Raw genomic sequence first — 19,249 nt, forward strand, 5'->3', positions numbered from 1 at the left:
CTTTCCAACCGGCACAACGGTTTCCCGATAGTCCTCCCGGATAGAAAAACGCCCCGCGGTGTGATCACCACGGGGCGTTTTTCTGTGCGCTTGGTTAGGGGCCGTCCCATACCGACATGTCGGACGGGTACTTGCTGCAATTCTCGGTGCCCTTGGCGACGACACCCTTGTTGTTGAAGAAGATCTTGCCCCAGTTGGGCCACTGAGACGTCAAGGCCTCAGGCGGGTAGTTCACCGCGAAAACCTCGGACTCCGCGCGGCGACCCGTGTAGTCCTTCGAGAAGAACTCATGAATCCGGTCGATTGTGGCCTGCTGCACATAATCGGGCTTGTTGTTCTTATCGATCATGTACCGGGTGTAGTAAACCGGGTCATAATCGCGGACCGCGGCCAGATACTGTTCGGCCGTACACGTGGTCTTCAGCATTCGACGCGGAATTGGGTAGTCATCGGTCGAGTCTGCGGAGGCAATCGCGGGGATTGTGCTCGCGGCAATTCCTGCGGCGACTAACGCAATTCCCGCGCTGCGAGCAGGACCGCGCAAATGGGTACGAATAGAGTTCAGGCGCATGGCGCCATTGTAGCGGTTTTCGTACAGGTCCGGGGTGCGGAAGTGACTAATTTGACTGACGATTACGAGTTGAAGTGACCGCAGGTGACGGTGTCGTTAACGGGCCCGTTGAAGATCCCCAGGGCCGGGGGCACCGTCAGGTCCTGTGAATCGGTGACCACATCGTCGACCTGCACCTCACAGTGCAGTGCGACGCCGTACGGAGGCAGCACCCGAACGGTCATCCCCGCCTGCTGCGGATCATCCATCACCAGATTGACCTCCCAGTTCTCACCGGGTCCGAGACGAGGTTGCTCGGTACGCCGTTCCACCGGATCGGTTTTGAACGTCACGGAGATTCCGCGTCCCAGCCCATCGACACGGGCGATGTAGCTGATGTTGTGCAGCTCGGCTGCGGAGGCTGGTGCTGCCAGAAGAGCGAGAGTTGCCGCCGCTGTCCCGACAGCGCCAACCCCTCGATGGAGGCGACGCATACGGGGCATCCTACCGGGGCCCAAGAGACAGCGGCAACGTGATTAGTCCAGGTCAGCGTGGTCTTCGGAGTGATCAACCCCCAGTTGTTCGCAGGCCGTATTGAGCACCCGCTGTACCGCCAATGTGTCGGCCAACGGCATCACTGTGCTCTGCGCTCTGCCCTCACGCAGACACTCGGTCACCTCGGCGAGTTCGTGGCTGTAACCACCTCCGACGGGGGGCCGCACCATCGGCTCGGGGTCAGATCCCTTGCGGTGCACCACGATTTCGCGCGGGTGATGGAAGCGGGGGAGGATGTCGATCCAGCCCTCGGTGCCGAAGATGCGCGCCTGGCCAGGGGTGTATTGCCGAAGCGAGCACAGCAGAGTCGCGGTACGGCCGTCGTCGTAGCGCAACAGCAGCCCGGCCTCGGCGTCGACGCCCGTGGGAAACAACGAGCCGTGCGCCACGACCGCCGCCGGATCTCCGAGGAAGTACTGGGCCAGCGAGACGACGTAAACACCCAAATCCAGTAATGCGCCGCCGCCCAGCGCCGGATTGAACAATCGATCCTGGGGATCGAACGGGCGATCGACCCCCAGGTCCGCTTGAACCTGGCGCACCTCGCCGATGACCCCGTCGTCGACAAGCTGCTTGGCGGCGACGATCGCCGGCTGGAACCGGGTCCACATCGCCTCCATCGCAAAAACGCCTCGGGCTCTTGCGATATCGATAATCTCCTGTGCGCCTGGGACGGTCGCGGTGAACGTTTTCTCCACCAGAATCGCTTTCCCGGCGGTCAGTGCCGCGACAGCAGCCTGTCGATGCTGAGGATGCGGAGTGGCGATGTACACGGCGTCGACATCGGGGTCGGCGAGCATCTCACGATATGAACCGAAGGCCCGGTTGATTCCATGCGCCGCGGCGAAGTCCTGAGCGCGCTCGATAGACCGGGAGGCAACGGCCACGAGCTCGGCCCCCGGCGTCAGCGGAAAGTCACGGGCTACGTTGCCGGCGATACGGCCCGGCCCAATGATTCCCCAGCGAATGGCTTCAGGCATGTGCATCTCCGCATCTGTCGAGCCAGGTCACAGGCATGCCGGCATCGGCGAGCCAAGCGTTCAGATCATGTCCGCGCTCAGCGAGTCCGTCGATGGCGGCAACTGCCCGACGAATGGCGAGTTCTGTTGCAGTAGTGGATAACAACCCCAGCTTGTGCGCTTCGAGCAGCTCGTCGACGTCCGCCAGTTCGGTTTCTCGTCCGCTGCGCACCACTAGGTCAAGATAGTGGTCGGTGGCCACCCACTGCGATTCCCCGGCGATGAACTCACCAATATCGACGTAATAGTCCTGATCGCGCTCGTGACCCGGATTGAAGTGGAAAATGTTCGCCCGCAACCCCAGCGTCGGAAGCAACCACGACTCCAGATAGTGAAACTGCGCCCGGCCGGGCGTCGGGCGCGCCATGTAGAGCCCCCACGGCTGCACTCGGTACTGGTCCACCGACCGCACGATTCCCTTGGGGTCGGTGTTGGTCAGCGCATCGAGGTCGAAGATCTCGCGTTTGGGCGGGTGCACGCTGATTTCCTTCCGCCTTCCTCACTGGTACTGGAGGGCATGTCAGACCCTCGGCTTACTCTGGGCACATGGCTTTCGCAACAGAACACCCCATCGTTGCGCATTCCGAGTACCGCCCGGTGACGGACGTCCTGCGTGCCGACGGACAGTTCGAGGTCGTCAGTCAGTACGAGCCCGCGGGCGATCAGCCGGGTGCCATCGCCGAGCTCGAACGCCGGGTTCGGGCAGGGGAGAAGGACGTAGTACTGCTGGGTGCCACGGGTACCGGCAAGTCGGCGACGACGGCCTGGCTCATCGAGCGATTGCAGCGACCGACGCTTGTCATGGCGCCGAACAAGACCCTCGCCGCGCAGCTGGCCAATGAGCTTCGGGAGATGTTGCCGCACAACGCCGTCGAGTACTTCGTTTCGTACTACGACTACTACCAGCCGGAAGCATATATCGCGCAGACCGACACCTATATCGAAAAAGACAGCTCCATCAACGATGACGTGGAGCGCTTGCGGCACTCGGCGACATCCAATCTGCTGTCCCGCCGGGATGTTGTGGTGGTGGCCTCGGTCTCGTGCATCTACGGCCTGGGTACCCCGCAGTCCTATCTGGATCGTTCGGTGCAATTGGATGTGGGCCTGGAGGTGCCGCGGGATGCGCTCCTGCGGCTTTTGGTCGATATGCAGTACAACCGCAACGACATGTCCTTCACCCGCGGCACGTTCCGGGTGCGCGGCGATACCGTCGAGATCATTCCCTCCTACGAAGAGTTGGCGGTTCGCATCGAATTCTTCGGCGACGAGGTGGAGGCGCTCTACTACCTCCATCCGCTCACCGGAGACGTTGTGCGGCAGACTAATTCGTTGCGGATCTTCCCTGCCACGCATTACGTGGCAGGACCGGATCGGATGGAAAAGGCCCTTGTGAGTGTCGAGCAGGAGCTCGAGGAACGCCTGGCCGAGCTGGAGGGGCAAGGCAAGCTGCTGGAGGCCCAGCGCCTACGGATGCGCACCAACTACGACATCGAGATGATGCGCAATGTCGGCTTCTGCTCAGGCATCGAAAACTATTCACGACATATCGACGGCCGTGGTGCGGGGACACCGCCCGCCACCCTGCTGGACTATTTCCCGGACGACTTTCTGCTGGTCATCGACGAATCGCACGTGACGGTTCCCCAGATCGGTGCCATGTATGAGGGGGACATGTCGCGTAAACGGAATCTGGTGGACTTCGGATTCCGGCTCCCGTCCGCCGTCGACAACCGGCCCCTGACCTGGGAGGAGTTCGCCGAACGTATCGGCCAGACGGTGTATCTCTCCGCCACTCCCGGAAACTACGAACGCAGCGCGGCCGGCGGAGAGTTCGTGGAGCAGGTCATCAGGCCGACAGGGCTGGTGGACCCGAAGGTGGTCGTCAAGCCCACCAAGGGCCAGATCGACGATCTCATCGCCTCGATTCGGCAACGGACCGAGGTCGACGAACGGGTACTGGTGACGACGCTGACGAAGAAAATGGCCGAGGACCTCACCGACTACCTGCTCGAGATGGGTATCCGGGTGCGTTATCTGCATTCGGAGGTCGACACCCTGCGGCGAGTCGAACTGCTACGCCAGCTCCGGCTTGGCGAGTACGACGTCTTGGTCGGGATCAACCTCCTGCGGGAGGGGCTGGACCTGCCCGAGGTGTCCTTGGTCGCGATTCTCGACGCCGATAAGGAGGGGTTCCTGCGCTCCAGCAGAAGCCTGATTCAGACCATCGGTCGCGCCGCGCGCAATGTCTCGGGTGAGGTGCACATGTACGCCGACACCATGACGGACTCCATGAAGGAGGCCATTGACGAGACCGATCGTCGACGTGCCAAGCAGGTCGCCTACAACGAGGCGAACGGGATAGATCCACAACCGTTGCGCAAGAAGATCGCCGACATTCTCGACCAGGTGTATCGGGAAGCCTCCGATACAGAGAGCAGCGAGGCGATTCAGATCGGCGGCTCCGGCCGTAACGCCAGTCGCGGCCGCCGCGCTCAGGGTGAGCCCGGCCGCGCGGTCAGCGCCGGAGTCTTCGAGGGCCGCGATACCAAGAGCATGCCGCGGGCCGAACTGGCCGACCTGATCAAGGATATGACCGAGCAGATGATGTCCGCGGCACGTGATCTGCAGTTCGAGTTGGCGGCGAGGTTCCGTGACGAGATCGCCGACCTCAAAAAGGAACTGCGCGGTATGGACGCTGCGGGACTGAAGTAATCAGCCGGGATCCGCGAGCAACAGTGCACCGGTAGAACCGTCGTCGGCGAGGACGTCGCCGGGATTGAACAGCGTGCACTTCGTCATCGACAGACAGCCGCAACCGATGCATCCGGTGAGCTTCTCCTGCATATCGGCGATGGCGTTCTTGCGGGCCTCCAGATGCGCATGCCACTGGCGTGAGATTCGTTGCCAATCACGGGTACTCGGGGCCCGGTCATCGGGCAGGCTCGACAGCACCTCCGCGACTTCCGATAGCGGGATACCGAATCCGGTCGCCACCCGGATCAGCGAAATGCGCCGCAAGGCGTGACGGCGGAACACCCGAGCGTTCCCGGACGTGCGCTCGGACGGGACCAGACCGATATCGGCGTAGTAGCGCACCGCGGACACCGCGATTCCGCTTCGCCTGGCCACCTCACCGATCGGCAGCAGCTCGGCCTTGCCCTTCACCGGTCTCCTTGATGCAGTTCGCCATGCGGAGTTGATCTCAAGTGCACTTTAGCTCATACCGTGTCGGCATGACTCACGGACCGGATAACGGTAGTTGGCGGGATCTGTTGGGCGGGCGGCAGCTCGGGATCGTCACGGTGCTGGCCGGCGGGGTCGCGCTGTACGCCACCAACGTGTATCTCACCACCAGTCTGTTGCCTAGTGCGGTCGCCGATATCGGAGGGGAACGTTTCTACGCCTGGGTGACAACGGTGTACCTGATCGCCTCGGTGAGCGCCGCCACGGTGGTGAGCCCACTTCTCGGCTGGGCCGGGCCACGCCGCGCCTACCTGCTGGCCTTCGGCGCATTCGCGGCCGGCACGCTGGTGTGCGCGGCTGCCCCCGGGATGCAGGTCATGCTCGCCGGACGCGCCGTGCAGGGCGCAGCAGGCGGCCTACTGGCCGGTCTTGCCTATGCGGTCATCAATCTTGCTCTACCACAACGATTATGGGTACGTGCCTCGGCACTCACCTCGGCAATGTGGGGGGTCGGAACGTTTGTGGGACCCGCGGCCGGCGGGCTCTTCGCGCAATTCGGGCTCTGGCGGTGGGCGTTCGTAACATTGGCCCTGATAACCGTGGGCATCGCCGCGACGGTGCCCACGGTGTTGACGCGAACCGAGACCGCGAAGTCCGAGACCGCCCGGCGCCGAGTTCCGGTGCGGTCGCTGCTCGTGCTGACGACGGCAGCCAGCCTGATAGCCGTGGCCGGGCTGCAGTCGGCACTGCCTGCCATGGCCGGCCTCATCGTTGGCGCGGCCGCCTTGACGATCCTGTTCGTCATACTCGATCGCCGTTCAGGCGCGCCGGTATTGCCGAGGACGGTCTTCGCGCACAACCCGCTGAAGTGGATCTACCTGACGATCGCGGTGTTGGCGGTGGCCTCGATGGTCGAGACATACATTCCGTTCTTTGGCCAGCGCCTGGGGCACCTGATTCCGCTGACCGCCGGATTCCTCGGCGCCACCTTGGCATTCGGCTGGACCGTCGGCGAAATGATCAGCGCATCGGCGCACGCGCGCGCCGTCTCACGCGTGGTGACGCTCGCTCCCGCCGTAGTGGCGGCGGGGCTGATTCTCGCCGGAGCACTGCAGCGCGACGGCTCCTCCGCACCCGAGATGGCGTTGTGGGCGCTCGGTTTCGCTGTCACCGGCGCCGGTATCGGCATGGCGTGGCCGCATCTGGCGGCCGCCGCCATGTCGGTATCCATGGATGCAGCGGAGAGCGGTGCTGCCGCTGCGGCCATCAGTACTGTGCAGTTGATCGCCGGGGCATTCGGTGCTGGTTTCGCCGGTGTACTGGTCAATCTCGGCGGATCGCCCACGCGCGGAGCGCATCTACTGTTCCTGGGGTTCGCCGCGATTACGATTACCGGTGTTGCGGTGTCTTCCAGGGTATTTCGCGGAGGTTCCAGACTGGAGGTGACGGATAAGGCGGGGGAAGAAGCGGTTCAGGCCCCCCTATAGCCGTCACGGGTGTATGAACGGAACCATGCACCGGATTTTTGCGTTCACCGTCGCCGTGCTCACCCTCAGCTCCTGCGGGACGACGCAGGAGCTGAGTTCACCGGCAACCACTGCCCCTGTCACCAACGACGACCGTGGTGCGTTTCGGGACCTCTACCGGGAATTGATCGAAACCAATACGACGGCATCGCAGGGGAGTTGCACCGAGGCGGCACAAAAGATGGCCACTCGGCTCAAGACTGCCGGCTACGCCAACAAGGATCTGGTGTTGTTCAGCCCGCCCGATCACCCCAAGGACGGTGGCCTGGTCGCCACGCTTGCGGGATCCGATGATGCTGCCAAACCGATCCTACTGCTGGCACATATCGACGTCGTGGAGGCCAAACGCGAGGACTGGAAACGTGATCCATTCACGCTGGCCGAGGAGAACGGGTACTTCTACGCTCGCGGTGCCGAGGACGACAAGGCCATGGCAGCGATATTCGTGGATAGCCTCATTCGGTATCGCACGGAGAACTTCGTCCCCAAACGTCCGATCAGGGTGGCGCTCACCTGTGGTGAAGAGGGCGGCGGGCAGGTGAACGGCGCCGAGTGGCTCCATCAAAACCGGCCCGAGCTCGTCGATGCCGAGTTCGTCATCAACGAAGGCGCCGGTGGCGATCTCAACAAGGACAACAAGCCCATCCTGCTCGAAATCCAGGCGGGCCAGAAGATCTATCAAGACTTCACCCTCGAGGTCACCGACGAGGGCGGTCACAGCAGCCAGCCCGGGCCGTTCAACGCGATACAGGCCCTCGGGGCCGGGCTCAACCGGCTCGCCGCCGCGCCCTTTCCCGTCCAGCTCAACGACGTGACCCGGGCCTATTTCACGGCACAGGCCGCGCTGCAGCCGGGAGAGGTCGGTCAGGCCATGTCGACGATCGTTGTCAATCCACAGGATCCGGCCGCCACAGCGGTGCTATCGGCTAGTCCGCTGTACAACGCCATGCTGCGCACCACCTGTGTCCCCACGAAAATCGAAGGCGGACATGCAAATAACGCGCTGCCTCAACGCGCCACCGCCAATGTGAACTGCCGAATATTGCCCGGCATCGGGACCGTACAGCAGGGCGTTCACGACGCGATCGTCAAAGCAGTCAATGACCCGAAGGTCACCGTGAAGCCCGCCACGGCGTTCCGCACCAACGTCGCGACCGTGCCACCGTTATCTGCGCAGATCGTCGATCCCATCAGGGCCGTCGCCGGTTCAATGTGGCCGGGTGTGCCCTTGGTGCCGACCATGTCGACAGGAGCAACAGACGCCATCTACTTCGGAAAGACCCCGGTATATGGCCTCAGCGGGATATTCGCCCAGCCCGGCGAGACACACGCGCACGGCCTGGACGAACGTATCCAGGTGAAATCCCTCTATGACGGACGGGCATTCCTCTATCAAGTCGTCAAGCTGTATGCGAACGGAGCCTGACGCTCCTCACGCACGCTGCTCATCGCCGCGTGATCGTCCTCATATCCAGATTGAGGCGCAGGCCATATCGACACGCGGCCCCGACGAGGGAAAATCGCGCGCAGAGCGCGACACAATCGGCCAAATGACGCATGGCCGGGGCCCTTCCCGGCTAATCTCATCTGGCCTGGTCAAACGGAACTGGAGGACCTTTCATGAGTGCATACAGCACTGTCGTTGTCGGTACTGACGGATCAGATTCGTCGTACCGGGCGGTCGACCGCGCTGGAGCGATCGCGGGCGCCGCCGGCGCCAAGCTCATCGTCGCGACCGCGTACTTCCCGGAGAACAACCCCCACTCGGCCGATGTGCTCAAGGACGACGCGTACAAGGTCACCGGCAAGGCACCCGTCTACGACATCCTGCGCACCGCTCGCGAGCGCGCCGCCGCAGCCGGTGCGACGAGCGTCGAAGAGCGTTCCATCGAGGGCGCCCCGGTGGATGCGCTGCTCGACCTGGTGGTGGATTCCAAGGCAGACCTGCTGGTCGTCGGCAATGTCGGCCTCAACACCATCGCCGGACGCCTACTGGGATCGGTTCCCTCGGATGTCGCCCGTCGCTCCAGGTGCGACGTGCTGATCGTGCACACCACCTAGATTCGGTACGCGCGAACGGGGCGGGTTCACCAGCCTCGTTCGCGCCATTCTCCGAGCGATCCGCGCTCGGCACCCAAGGTGGTGTCGTCACCGTGTCCGGGGTACACAACGGTGGAATCTGGGTACGCGCCGAAAAGTCTGTCGCTGACATCGTCGAGCAGCTGGTTGAAGTCTTCGGAGCTGAATGTCTTTCCGATTCCGCCGGGAAATAGCGAATCTCCCGTGAACACGTGGGTCACACCGTCTGCGCTGAACGCCAGCGCCACCGAGCCCGGCGTGTGTCCGCGCAGGTGGATGACGTCGAAGTGCAGGTCACCAATATCGAAGCTGTCGCCCCCGACCAATAGCGTCGTCGGCGGGACGGGAAGCGGGCCGGTGTCCAAGTCATGTGCGGCACTGGGGGATTGGGTCTTGTCGACGATCGCCTCGAGAGCCTGCCAATGATCGAAGTGCTGATGTGTGGTCACAATGAGCTCGATGTTCGGCGCGTTCTCATCCAGCAGGGTTGCCAGGCGCTCGGCGTCGTTGGCGGCGTCGATCAGCAGCGATTTGCCGGTGTTCGTGCACGTGACGATGTAGGCGTTGTTGTCCATCGGACCCACCGAGGCCTTGATGATGGTCGCACCGCCCACGGTGCGACGTGCCACACCCGAGCCGGGTTCGATGTGTCCGGAGTAGTTGTCATCGACGGTGATCGAGGTCATACGTCAACGGTACTGACCTGTCTCGGCGCGAAGGTTGTCGGTGCCTCGCCCTAGCATGGAGTCGACGACTCGGTCGGCCTGGATTCCGCATGGGAACGCAGCGGCTGAGCTGTGCGAAAGACCTGCATGGGCAGTGTGAAGGGAGACAGGTGGCCGACCGTCTGATCGTGCGGGGCGCGCGTGAGCACAACCTGCGCGGTATCGACCTGGACCTACCCCGAGACAGCCTCATCGTCTTCACGGGTCTCTCCGGATCCGGAAAGTCCAGTCTGGCGTTCGACACCATCTTCGCCGAGGGGCAACGTCGGTACGTCGAATCACTGTCCGCGTACGCCCGCCAGTTCCTGGGGCAGATGGACAAGCCCGATGTCGATTTCATCGAGGGGCTCTCACCCGCGGTATCGATCGACCAGAAGTCCACGAACCGCAACCCCCGATCCACAGTCGGCACCATCACCGAGGTCTACGACTACCTGCGCCTGCTGTATGCGCGTGCCGGTACGCCGCATTGCCCGGTATGTGGGGAGAAGATCGCCAAGCAGACACCCCAGCAGATCGTCGATCAGGTGCTGGACATGGAAGAGGGCCTGCGCTTCCAGGTCCTCGCCCCCGTGGTGCGCACCCGCAAGGGTGAGTTCGTGGACCTGTTCGAGCAGCTGAACTCGCAGGGATACAGCCGCATTCGAGTCGATGGCGTGGTGCATTCGCTCACCGATCCGCCCAAGCTCAAGAAGCAAGAGAAGCACGATATCGAGGTGGTCATCGACCGCCTCAGCGTCAAGGCAAGTTCCAAGCAGCGCCTCACCGACTCGGTGGAGACCGCACTGCGCCTCGCCGACGGGATCGTGGTCCTGGAGTTCGTTGATGCGGACGAAGACTCCCCGCAGCGAGAGCGCAGATTCTCCGAGAAACTCGCCTGCCCCAACGGCCACCCGCTGGCCGTCGACGATCTTGAACCACGCTCGTTTTCGTTCAACTCGCCCTATGGCGCCTGCCCCGAGTGCACCGGTCTGGGCATCAAGAAGGAGGTCGACCCCGACCTGGTGGTCCCGGACCCGGACATGACACTCGCCGAGGGCGCGATCGCACCCTGGTCGATGGGACAGAACGCCGACTACTTCGTTCGGCTCATGTCCGGTCTCGGCGACGCGCTCGGATTCGACGTGGACACACCGTGGAAGAAGCTTCCCGCGGCAGCCAAGAAGGCGATCCTGGACGGCTCCACCGAGCAGGTCCATGTGAGATACAAGAACCGGTACGGGCGCACCCGCTCGTACTATGCGGAATTCGAAGGCGTGCTGGCCTTTCTGCAACGCAGGATGGAACAGACCGAGTCCGAATGGGCGAAGGAACGCTATGAGGGCTTCATGCGGGACATCCCGTGCCCCGAATGCAACGGAACCCGCCTCAAGCCCGAGATCCTCTCCGTCACGCTTACCGCGGGCCAGCACGGCACCAAATCCATCGCAGAGGTCTGTGAGCTGTCGATCGTCGACTGCGCACAGTTCCTCAACGCCTTGACTCTCGGGCACCGTGAGCAAGCCATCGCCGGTCAGGTTCTCAAGGAGGTCCAGTTCCGGCTGGGATTCCTGCTGGACGTCGGACTGCAGTATTTGTCGCTGTCGCGTGCGGCAGGCACATTGTCCGGCGGCGAGGCACAGCGAATCCGGCTGGCGACTCAGATCGGCTCCGGGTTGGTCGGTGTGCTCTATGTTCTCGACGAGCCCTCGATCGGCCTGCATCAGCGCGATAACCGACGCCTCATCGAAACACTCACGCGGCTAAGAGATCTCGGCAATACGCTCATCGTGGTCGAGCATGACGAGGACACCATCAAACATGCCGACTGGGTGGTGGACATCGGCCCGGCAGCGGGGGAGCACGGCGGCCAGGTGGTGCATAGCGGCACCTACGCCGAACTGCTGAAGAACAAGAACTCTGTCACCGGCTCCTATCTGTCGGGGGCAGAAAGCATTCCGCTGCCGCTGATGCGTCGCACGATCGACCCGAAACGTCAGGTCACCGTGGTCGGAGCACGCGAGCACAATCTCAAGGACATCGACGTCGCGTTCCCGCTCGGGGTACTGACCTCGGTCACCGGAGTGTCAGGCTCGGGGAAGTCGACCCTGGTCAACGACATCCTCGCCACCGTATTGGCCAACAAGCTCAACGGGGCACGCCAGGTGCCCGGCCGGCACACCCGGGTGACCGGACTGGATAAGGTCGACAAGCTGGTGCGCGTCGACCAGTCGCCGATCGGGCGCACACCGCGCTCCAATCCGGCCACCTACACCGGGGTTTTCGACAAGATCCGCACGCTGTTCGCGGCGACCACCGAGGCCAAGGTGCGCGGCTATCAACCGGGCCGGTTCTCGTTCAACGTCAAGGGCGGTCGGTGCGAGGCGTGCACGGGCGACGGCACCATCAAGATCGAGATGAACTTCCTTCCGGATGTTTACGTGCCCTGCGAGGTATGCCACGGCGCCCGCTACAACCGGGAAACGCTCGAGGTTCACTACAAGGGCAAGACCATCGCCCAAGTACTCGACATGCCCATCGAAGAGGCCGCCGAGTTCTTCGAGCCCATCACGTCCATCCATCGGTATCTGAACACCCTGGTGGAGGTCGGCCTGGGTTATGTGCGACTGGGGCAACCGGCACCAACCCTCTCCGGCGGCGAGGCACAGCGCGTCAAACTGGCCGCCGAACTCCAGAAACGGTCGACGGGCAAGACCATCTACATCCTCGACGAGCCCACCACCGGACTGCATTTCGAGGACATCCGCAAGCTACTCACGGTGATCAACGGTCTGGTGGACAAAGGCAACACCGTCATCGTCATCGAGCACAACCTCGATGTCGTCAAGACATCGGACTGGGTCATCGACATGGGGCCCGAGGGCGGATCCGGCGGTGGCACCGTGGTAGCGGAAGGGGCACCCGAGGCCGTCGCGCAGACACCGGGCAGCTACACCGGCGAGTTCCTGGTGGACCTGCTGCCCAAGCCCGTGCGCAATGGGAAGACCCCGACGAAGGCACCGGCCAAGACTGCCGCGAAGACACCCGCCAAACCACGGACCAGGAAGGTTGTCACTCCGGTCTAGGGTGGCACTCATGACTGACGCGGCCGTTGGTGAACCGTTCGTTCGTATCCTCGCCCACCTCGCGGATGCAGAACCCGACGCCCCGGCCATCACCTGCGGTACCGAATCAGTCACCCGGGCGGAACTGGAGCAGCGTGCCAGCGCCCTGGCACACGCGTACCAACGGCTTGGGGTACGGCAAGGGGATCTCGTCACCATCGGGTTACCCAACTCGGTGGAGTTCTTCGCCGCCCAAATCGCGGTATGGAAGCTGGGCGCCACCCCGCAACCGGTGTCATGGCGGCTGCCACTTGCCGAACGGCGGGCGATCGTCGAACTGGCCAACTCGGCACTCGTGGTTGGGGTAGACCCGGCCGATCATCCCGACCGGGTGTGCGTGCCAGCAGGATTCGAGCCCACTACCGAAGATCATGGCGCCGATCCACTGCCTGAGGTGGTGTCGCCCGCCTGGAAGGCACCCACATCCGGAGGCAGCACCGGACGGCCCAAGATCATCCTCGCGCCGAGCCCCGCGGTCATCACCGGACCCGCGGCGGGCGAGATGATGGGCATGCAGCCCTCGGACGCCCAACTCGTCGCCGGCCCGCTGTATCACAATGCCCCGCTGATGTTTTCGTCATATGGGCTGCTACTCGGTCATCATTTGATCGTGCAGCCGAAGTTCGACGCACTTGAGGCGCTCGAACTGATCGGCACACACAAGGTCACGTGGCTGCAAGTCGTGCCGACGATGATGTCGCGGATGCTGCGCGAGGTCCGTCAGCACCCCGGACGGTTCGATCTGTCCACCATCCGGGTCCTGTGGCATATGGCCGCCCCGTGTCCGGTATGGCTGAAGCAAGCATGGATCGACCTGCTGGGACCCGATGTCATCTGGGAGTTGTACGCGGGCACCGAGGCCATCGGCGGGACCATCATCACCGGACAGGAATGGCTGGCGCACCGCGGCTCCGTCGGCAGGCCTGCTCTCGGCGAGCTCGCCATTCTCGATGAGGCCGGAAACCCGTTGCCCGCCGGGGAGGTAGGGGAGATCTTCATGCGCCCATGGGAGGGCATGCCCAAGCCGTACAAGTACCTCGGCGCGGAGATCAAGCGGTTCGGAACCTGGGAATCCATCGGCGATCTCGGCTGGCTCGACGACGACGGCTATCTGTACATGAGCGATCGTCGTACCGACCTGATTGTCACGGGCGGTGCGAATGTGTTTCCCGCAGAGGTGGAATCGATCATGAACGGCTACCCGGGCGTAATCGACAGTGTCATCGTGGGACTACCCGATGACGACCTCGGGCAGATCGTGCACGCGGTCGTGCACGCCGAACGGAACGTCACCGAGGATCAGTTGCACGACTACCTGCTCGATCAGATCGTCCGATACAAGGTGCCGCGCACCATCGAATTCGTCACCGAACCGCTGCGGGAGGACTCCGGCAAGGTTCGGCGCAGCCTCATCCGTGAGGAGGCGATTGCCCGTCGGGCCGCTGGCGGCTAGCCTCATCGCGCATCGACTGACGGATTTCTTCCAGCCTCTCGGCGGCCGCACGGCTCCTGGCCTCGAACTGTTCCTCGATCGAACGGCCCTCGTCGCTCACCGCATCCAGCTCGGCGGCCCCGGCCGCCGTACCGGAACGAGTTTCGATCCTTTCGCGCACCGAATCGAATGTCGGTACACCGCTGTCGTCGTATCCGGGATCTGGTGTATCGGCCATACCGGTCGAGGCTACTCCGGGAAACTAGCGCGGCAGCGGCAGATCGGGCACCGTCGGCGTGCCGATCCGGCCCGCCATCCACGGCAGCGCCGAGGTAAACGCGGTCTGCGCGAACGGCCATTTATGCTCGCCGGGCTTGTGCTGCACCGTGCATGAGATCCCTTGCGCCGTAGCCACCTCGCACAGTCGGTGCGCGGCACGATCCTGATCGCTCAGCGGCGCGGGGGCTGCGGCCCCGGGGGCCGCTCCCGTGCTGGTGATCGCACCGGATCCGGCGCGGTGCAGGCCATTGACGTCGAACCAGCCCGCGGTATTCGCATAACGGCCGTGACGGCCCATCACGGTCGCCGGGTCAAACTGCTCCCAGGCTCCGGCGTCTCCACCGAACAGGCGGGAGATCGTCTGCGCCTTGTTTCCGGTGTTGGGCGACATATCGCCGGCGATATCCTCGAAGGCACTGAACAGCTCGGGATGTTTGGCAGCGAGCGTCACCGCACACGTGCCACCCATCGACCAGCCCACCAGGCCCCAGTTCTGCGGGCGGGGGCTGACCCCGAAACGCGACACCATAAACGGCACAACGTCTTTCGTCAGGTGATCGGCGGAGTTGCCGCGCGGACCGTTGACGCATTCGGTGTCGTTGTTGAACGAGCCGCCGGCGTCGACGAACACCATGACGGGCGCATTTCCGCCGTGCTGATTGGCGAAGGCATCTGCCACCTCGACCGCGTTCCCGCTGCGGATCCAGTCGCTTGGCGTGTTGAATTCGCCGCCGATCATCATGATCGTGGGCAACTCGGTACGCGTCGAGTCAAACCAGGCCGGGGGCAGGTAGACGATCTCCTTGCGGTGCCGGAATCCGCTGGCATCGGCCGGGATGTCGACCGGGACGAGCTTGCCCTTGGTCATGGTCGGCCCGCGACGCTCCTCGCGTGCAGCCGTCACGGTGGCCATATCTGCCTGATTGGGCAGCGGGCCCGCGGTTAACTGAGCCCAGCCGGACTGGACGCTGCGCACGTAGCCAACCCATTGGTTCAGCATCAGCGAGCCGGAAAGGATGGCCAGCGGTACCGCGGTGAACGCGACCGCGCGACGCCACCAGTGCGCCGTGCGCCAACCCACTACCAGGACTGTGGCGGCCACACCGGTGAGCGCGATCCAGACCCACAGCATCAGCGGAGCCGGATTGCCTCTGTCGGCCCAACCCTCGGATTGGATGTACCAGTAGGCCCACGCGGCGAGTGCCACGCCGATACCTACCGCAACCGGCACCCAGCGCCGAAACCACCTGCGGGTACGCAGCCCGATCGCGAAAACGAGCGCAAAGCCGGCGATGACCTGCATGGAGACGGGAAAGTTCCCATGTAACAGGGAGATGTCATGACCGGACACGGCACTCATGATGACCTAGGTTTCTGTGAATTGTCTGTCAGCTGTCCGACGAGTCCGGGTACGGAACGCCAACAATTCCAGACTACTCAGTGCCGCCCCGGCTACCGGGGTTTGGCCAACGGGAACGGCAACGTTTCGCGGATACTGCGCCCGGTGATCAGCATGACCACCCGGTCGACGCCCATTCCCATACCGCCGGTCGGCGCCATCGCGTACTCCATGGCGCGCAGGAAGTCCTCGTCGAGTTCCATCGCCTCGGCGTCTCCGCCCGCAGCCAGCAGTGATTGCTCATACAGGCGGCGACGCTGCTCCACCGGATCGGTCAACTCGGTATACGCGGTGCCGAGTTCGACGCCCCAGGCCACCAAATCCCACCGCTCGGCGAGCCCGGCGATGCTTCGGTGCGGGCGAGTGAGCGGGGAGACCGAGACCGGAAAGTCGCTATAGAACGTGGGTGTGGTGGTGTGCTTCTCGACAAGCCGTTCGTAGAGCTCCAGGACCAGGTGCCCGGCATCCCACCGCGGATTGAACTGCACCTCGACCGACTGGCAGAACTGTTGCAGCGTCGGTACCTCCGTGGTCGCGTCGACCTGTTCACCCAGTGCCCGCGAGACCGCCTCGTGCACCGGGATGATCGGCCATTCGCCACTGATATCGACCGGCGCCAGCTTCCCGTCATCTCCGCCGGGTCGCAGGACCACCTCGCTGCCGTGCGCGGCTTTCGCGGCATTCTGGATGAGTAGTTGGGTTGTCTTGGCCCAGGTCAAATAATCGGCGTGCGCCTGATAGGCCTCCAACAGCGTGAATTCGGGATTGTGGCTGAAATCCACACCCTCGTTGCGGAAAGCCCGGCCCAGTTCGAAGACCCTCTCCACACCACCGACGCAGAGCCGCTTGAGATAGAGCTCCGGGGCGATACGCAGATACAGGTCCATGTTGTACGCGTTGATATGCGTCAGGAAGGGACGTGCGTTCGCTCCGCCGTGCACCTGCTGCAGGATCGGTGTCTCCACCTCGAGGAACCCTTGGGACAACAGCGTATGGCGCAGCGATGTGATGATTGCGCTGCGCGCGGTGATCTGCTCGCGGGCCTCGGGGTTGATCGCCAAATCGAGGTATCGCGCGCGCACCCTGGCCTCGGGATCGGTGAGCCCCTTGCGCTTGTCCGGGAGCGGGTGCAAGCACTTGCCGATGATTCTCCACGAGCGCACCAGCACCGATCGAGTGCCGTTGTGTGATTGACCCATAGTGCCGGTGGCCTCGATCAGGTCTCCCAGGTCGACGGCCGCGGTGAAATCTTCATGCAGGCCCGGATCGTCGATGAGCAACTGCACCTCATCCGACCAGTCGCGCAACTGCGCGAACAACACGCCACCGTAGTCACGGATCCGCAGTAAACGACCGCTGATGACCACCACACTCCCGTCGGTCGCGGCCAGCGCCTCGGCGACGGTGTGAGACGGCGGCGATCCCACCGGATAGGCGTCTATTCCCTTGTCTTGCAAGGCTGCCAGCTTGCCAAGACGAACCTTGACCTGTTCGGGCACACGCTGCGGAGGTGTCGCCTGTGGCAGCAGGTCCGGGGTGCTGCCGTCATGATGCAGCAGGCCGGTGGCCACGATGGCCTGAGGAACCGCGCTGTACTGACCCGTGTGGCGCGGCTTGTCGCGGTTGCCGAAGGGCAGCACCAGGAACCCCTCCGCGATCACCGAAGCGATGCCGATCCGCGGAATCAGCCGGGCGTCCTCGTAGCAGGCGAACCGCGGCACCCACTCCGGCTGGTACTTCACGTTCGAGCGGTACAGCTGCTCGAACTGCCAGAATCGGGACGCGAACATCAATATCGAGCGCCACAGCCGCAGGACGGGGCCCGCTCCGATCCGAGAACCATCGGCGTACACCGAGCGGAACATCACAAAGTTCAAGGAGACCCGGGTGATTCCCATGCCCTCCGCCTGGGTGAGCAGCTCGGTAACCATGAATTCGATTGTGCCGTTGGGGGATTGACGTGAACGACGCATAAGTTCCAGGGAGACCCCGTTGGTTCCCCAGGGCACGAGCGACAGCATGGCGACCGGGTTGCCACTGGGGTCCACCGCCTCTACCAGCAGGCAGTCGCCGTCGGTGGAGTCACCCAACCGCCCCAGCGCCATCGAGAATCCGCGCTCGGTGTTTCCATCACGCCACAGGTCGGCGTTGGTGATGATCTGTTTCGCCTCTGCCGCACTCAGTTCGCGATGACGACGGATACGCACCGAGAGCCCCGATCGCCGGGCACGGTTGACCGCCTGCCGGACCGCCGCCATGTGCGGGCCCGATATCGAGAAGGAGCGCGGGTACAGGATGGCCTCGTCGCCGAGTTCCAGTGCGTTGAGGCCATGTTCGCGGTAGGCGAGCGCGCCTTCGGCGCTGGCACCCATCACCGCGGGAGCCCAGCCGTAGGCGTCGCATACCTGCAACCACGCGGCGATGGCCTGGCCCCAGGCCGATTTGTCCCCGATCGGATCGGCGCTGACCAGGCAGACACCAACCTCCACTCGATATGTCACGGCCGCGCGACCGTTGGGCGCGAAAATGACCGCCTTGTCGCGGCGAGTCGCGAAATACCCCAGAGAATCGTCCTGACCATAACGCTCCAGCAACCCGCGGATGAGTGACTCGTCGTCACCGGTCAGCGCGTTGACCGCGCGCTGGGAGCGGAACAGCACAATGGCCGCGGTGATCAGCGCCAGCGCGCCGAACAGACCAAAAAGCCAGTTCAGGAAGTGCGGCGGGAGACCGTCGAAATCACGATGGGAAGCGATCGAGAAGCCCGCAACACGGTTGAGCGCCCACCAGAAGCGATCGCCGGGGACGAGGGTGCGCGGGAAGAGCTCCAGCAGACCCCACGCGACGAGCGTTCCCGCTGCCATGCCCGCGATCAGCACCAGTGCGGCCTTGACCGTCGCGCCTCGCCGAACCTTCGCGTAGAACTCCTTGCGCGCCAGCAACAGCAGCAAGATGAACGCACCATGTACGACGAGACCGATCAGCTCGGTGGAGTCGCGGTGCTCGATGAAGCCGCCGACATTGAGCGCCGACCGTCCCACCAAGTCGATCAGCAGCACCCACCACGCGATGCTCTTGCGCACCGCGAGTGCGGCAGCCAGCAACGAAAGCACAAATGCCCAGGACAGGCTGCCGTCGGGCCAGCCGAACAGGTATTCGTCGACGAATTCCCGCGGCAGCCTCGTCACCATCCGGATGAATGGCGAGATGCTCGACAGGAAGTTCAGGATCGCCTGGATGCCGACGAACCAGCCGAAGAACGCCGGAACCCAGCGCCACAACGAGGTTATGGGCGGTCGTGCTGCTGGGCGTGCGCCGATTCCCGGGAGCGCCGTGACAGCGGGATGGTCCGGGGCGGGTGGTTCAACTGCCGGTTTGGTGGATGTCACCTTGCG

At 63.7% G+C, this 19,249-nt stretch carries 15 protein-coding genes; 6 read left to right on the plus strand and 9 right to left on the minus strand.

What is annotated here, in order from left to right; genetic code table 11:
* Window positions 1-94 precede the first annotated feature (94 nt).
* The 4 genes from BKG76_RS21590 to BKG76_RS21605 form a co-directional block, all read right to left on the minus strand.
* The gene (locus BKG76_RS21590; RefSeq protein WP_070939735.1) at window positions 95-571 is read right to left on the minus strand and encodes a DUF5078 domain-containing protein; all 477 of its coding nucleotides are present in this window, start codon (window positions 569-571) and stop codon (window positions 95-97) included.
* Between the two features lie 62 nt (window positions 572-633).
* Entirely contained in the window at window positions 634-1,044 is a 411-nt protein-coding gene (locus tag BKG76_RS21595; RefSeq protein WP_070939736.1) for a hypothetical protein, read from the minus strand.
* Window positions 1,045-1,086: 42 nt separating this feature from the next.
* Window positions 1,087-2,085: a Gfo/Idh/MocA family protein gene (locus BKG76_RS21600; RefSeq protein ID WP_070939737.1), complete on the minus strand. Its 999-nt coding sequence runs from the start codon at window positions 2,083-2,085 to the stop codon at window positions 1,087-1,089.
* On the minus strand, window positions 2,078-2,602 hold the full coding sequence (locus tag BKG76_RS21605) for a DUF402 domain-containing protein (RefSeq protein ID WP_070939738.1): 525 nt from the start codon (window positions 2,600-2,602) through the stop codon (window positions 2,078-2,080). Before BKG76_RS21605 ends, BKG76_RS21600 begins: the two co-directional genes overlap by 8 nt.
* Before the next feature lie 68 nt (window positions 2,603-2,670).
* On the opposite strand from BKG76_RS21605, the gene uvrB reads away from it, so the two are divergent.
* Window positions 2,671-4,839, plus strand: a complete 2,169-nt coding sequence (gene uvrB / locus BKG76_RS21610) for an excinuclease ABC subunit UvrB (RefSeq protein ID WP_070939739.1) — start codon at window positions 2,671-2,673, stop codon at window positions 4,837-4,839.
* Here uvrB and soxR read toward each other — a convergent pair whose 3' ends face one another.
* Entirely contained in the window at window positions 4,840-5,292 is a 453-nt protein-coding gene (soxR, locus tag BKG76_RS21615) for a redox-sensitive transcriptional activator SoxR (RefSeq protein ID WP_070939740.1), read from the minus strand. It abuts the gene before it with no gap.
* Window positions 5,293-5,360: 68 nt separating this feature from the next.
* Between soxR and BKG76_RS21620 the strand changes: the two genes are divergently transcribed.
* The 3 genes from BKG76_RS21620 (at window position 5,361) to BKG76_RS21630 (ending at window position 8,897) form a co-directional block, all read left to right on the plus strand.
* Window positions 5,361-6,797 carry an MFS transporter gene (locus BKG76_RS21620; RefSeq protein WP_070939741.1) on the plus strand — a complete coding sequence of 479 codons (1,437 nt, stop codon included), beginning with the start codon at window positions 5,361-5,363 and terminating at the stop codon, window positions 6,795-6,797.
* A gap of 13 nt (window positions 6,798-6,810) precedes the next feature.
* Window positions 6,811-8,262: a M20/M25/M40 family metallo-hydrolase gene (locus BKG76_RS21625; protein ID WP_070939742.1), complete on the plus strand. Its 1,452-nt coding sequence runs from the start codon at window positions 6,811-6,813 to the stop codon at window positions 8,260-8,262.
* 194 nt (window positions 8,263-8,456) lie between these two features.
* Entirely contained in the window at window positions 8,457-8,897 is a 441-nt protein-coding gene (locus BKG76_RS21630) for a universal stress protein (RefSeq protein ID WP_070939743.1), read from the plus strand.
* 26 nt (window positions 8,898-8,923) lie between these two features.
* Here BKG76_RS21630 and BKG76_RS21635 read toward each other — a convergent pair whose 3' ends face one another.
* Window positions 8,924-9,601, minus strand: a complete 678-nt coding sequence (locus BKG76_RS21635; protein ID WP_070939744.1) for an MBL fold metallo-hydrolase — start codon at window positions 9,599-9,601, stop codon at window positions 8,924-8,926.
* Between the two features lie 149 nt (window positions 9,602-9,750).
* On the opposite strand from BKG76_RS21635, the gene uvrA reads away from it, so the two are divergent.
* Window positions 9,751-12,705 (plus strand): excinuclease ABC subunit UvrA, encoded by a 2,955-nt coding sequence (gene uvrA / locus BKG76_RS21640; protein WP_070939745.1) that lies wholly within the window; start codon window positions 9,751-9,753, stop codon window positions 12,703-12,705.
* Between the two features lie 10 nt (window positions 12,706-12,715).
* Window positions 12,716-14,197 carry an AMP-binding protein gene (locus BKG76_RS21645; RefSeq protein WP_070940050.1) on the plus strand — a complete coding sequence of 494 codons (1,482 nt, stop codon included), beginning with the start codon at window positions 12,716-12,718 and terminating at the stop codon, window positions 14,195-14,197.
* Here the strand turns inward: BKG76_RS21645 and BKG76_RS21650 are convergent.
* The 3 genes from BKG76_RS21650 to lysX form a co-directional block, all read right to left on the minus strand.
* A complete protein-coding gene (locus BKG76_RS21650) occupies window positions 14,154-14,414 on the minus strand; it encodes a PspA/IM30 family protein (protein ID WP_070939746.1) in 261 nt (86 codons plus the stop codon). The two genes, BKG76_RS21645 and BKG76_RS21650, sit on opposite strands and share 44 nt — an antisense overlap.
* Window positions 14,415-14,438: 24 nt before the next feature.
* Window positions 14,439-15,815, minus strand: coding sequence for an alpha/beta hydrolase (locus tag BKG76_RS21655; protein WP_070939747.1), 1,377 nt, complete (start codon window positions 15,813-15,815; stop codon window positions 14,439-14,441).
* A gap of 92 nt (window positions 15,816-15,907) precedes the next feature.
* The gene (lysX, locus tag BKG76_RS21660; RefSeq protein ID WP_070939748.1) at window positions 15,908-19,243 is read right to left on the minus strand and encodes a bifunctional lysylphosphatidylglycerol synthetase/lysine--tRNA ligase LysX; all 3,336 of its coding nucleotides are present in this window, start codon (window positions 19,241-19,243) and stop codon (window positions 15,908-15,910) included.
* Window positions 19,244-19,249: the final 6 nt, after the last annotated feature.

The sequence above is a fragment of the Mycobacteroides franklinii genome (assembly GCF_001853795.1).
GTDB classification, from domain to species: domain Bacteria; phylum Actinomycetota; class Actinomycetes; order Mycobacteriales; family Mycobacteriaceae; genus Mycobacterium; species Mycobacterium franklinii.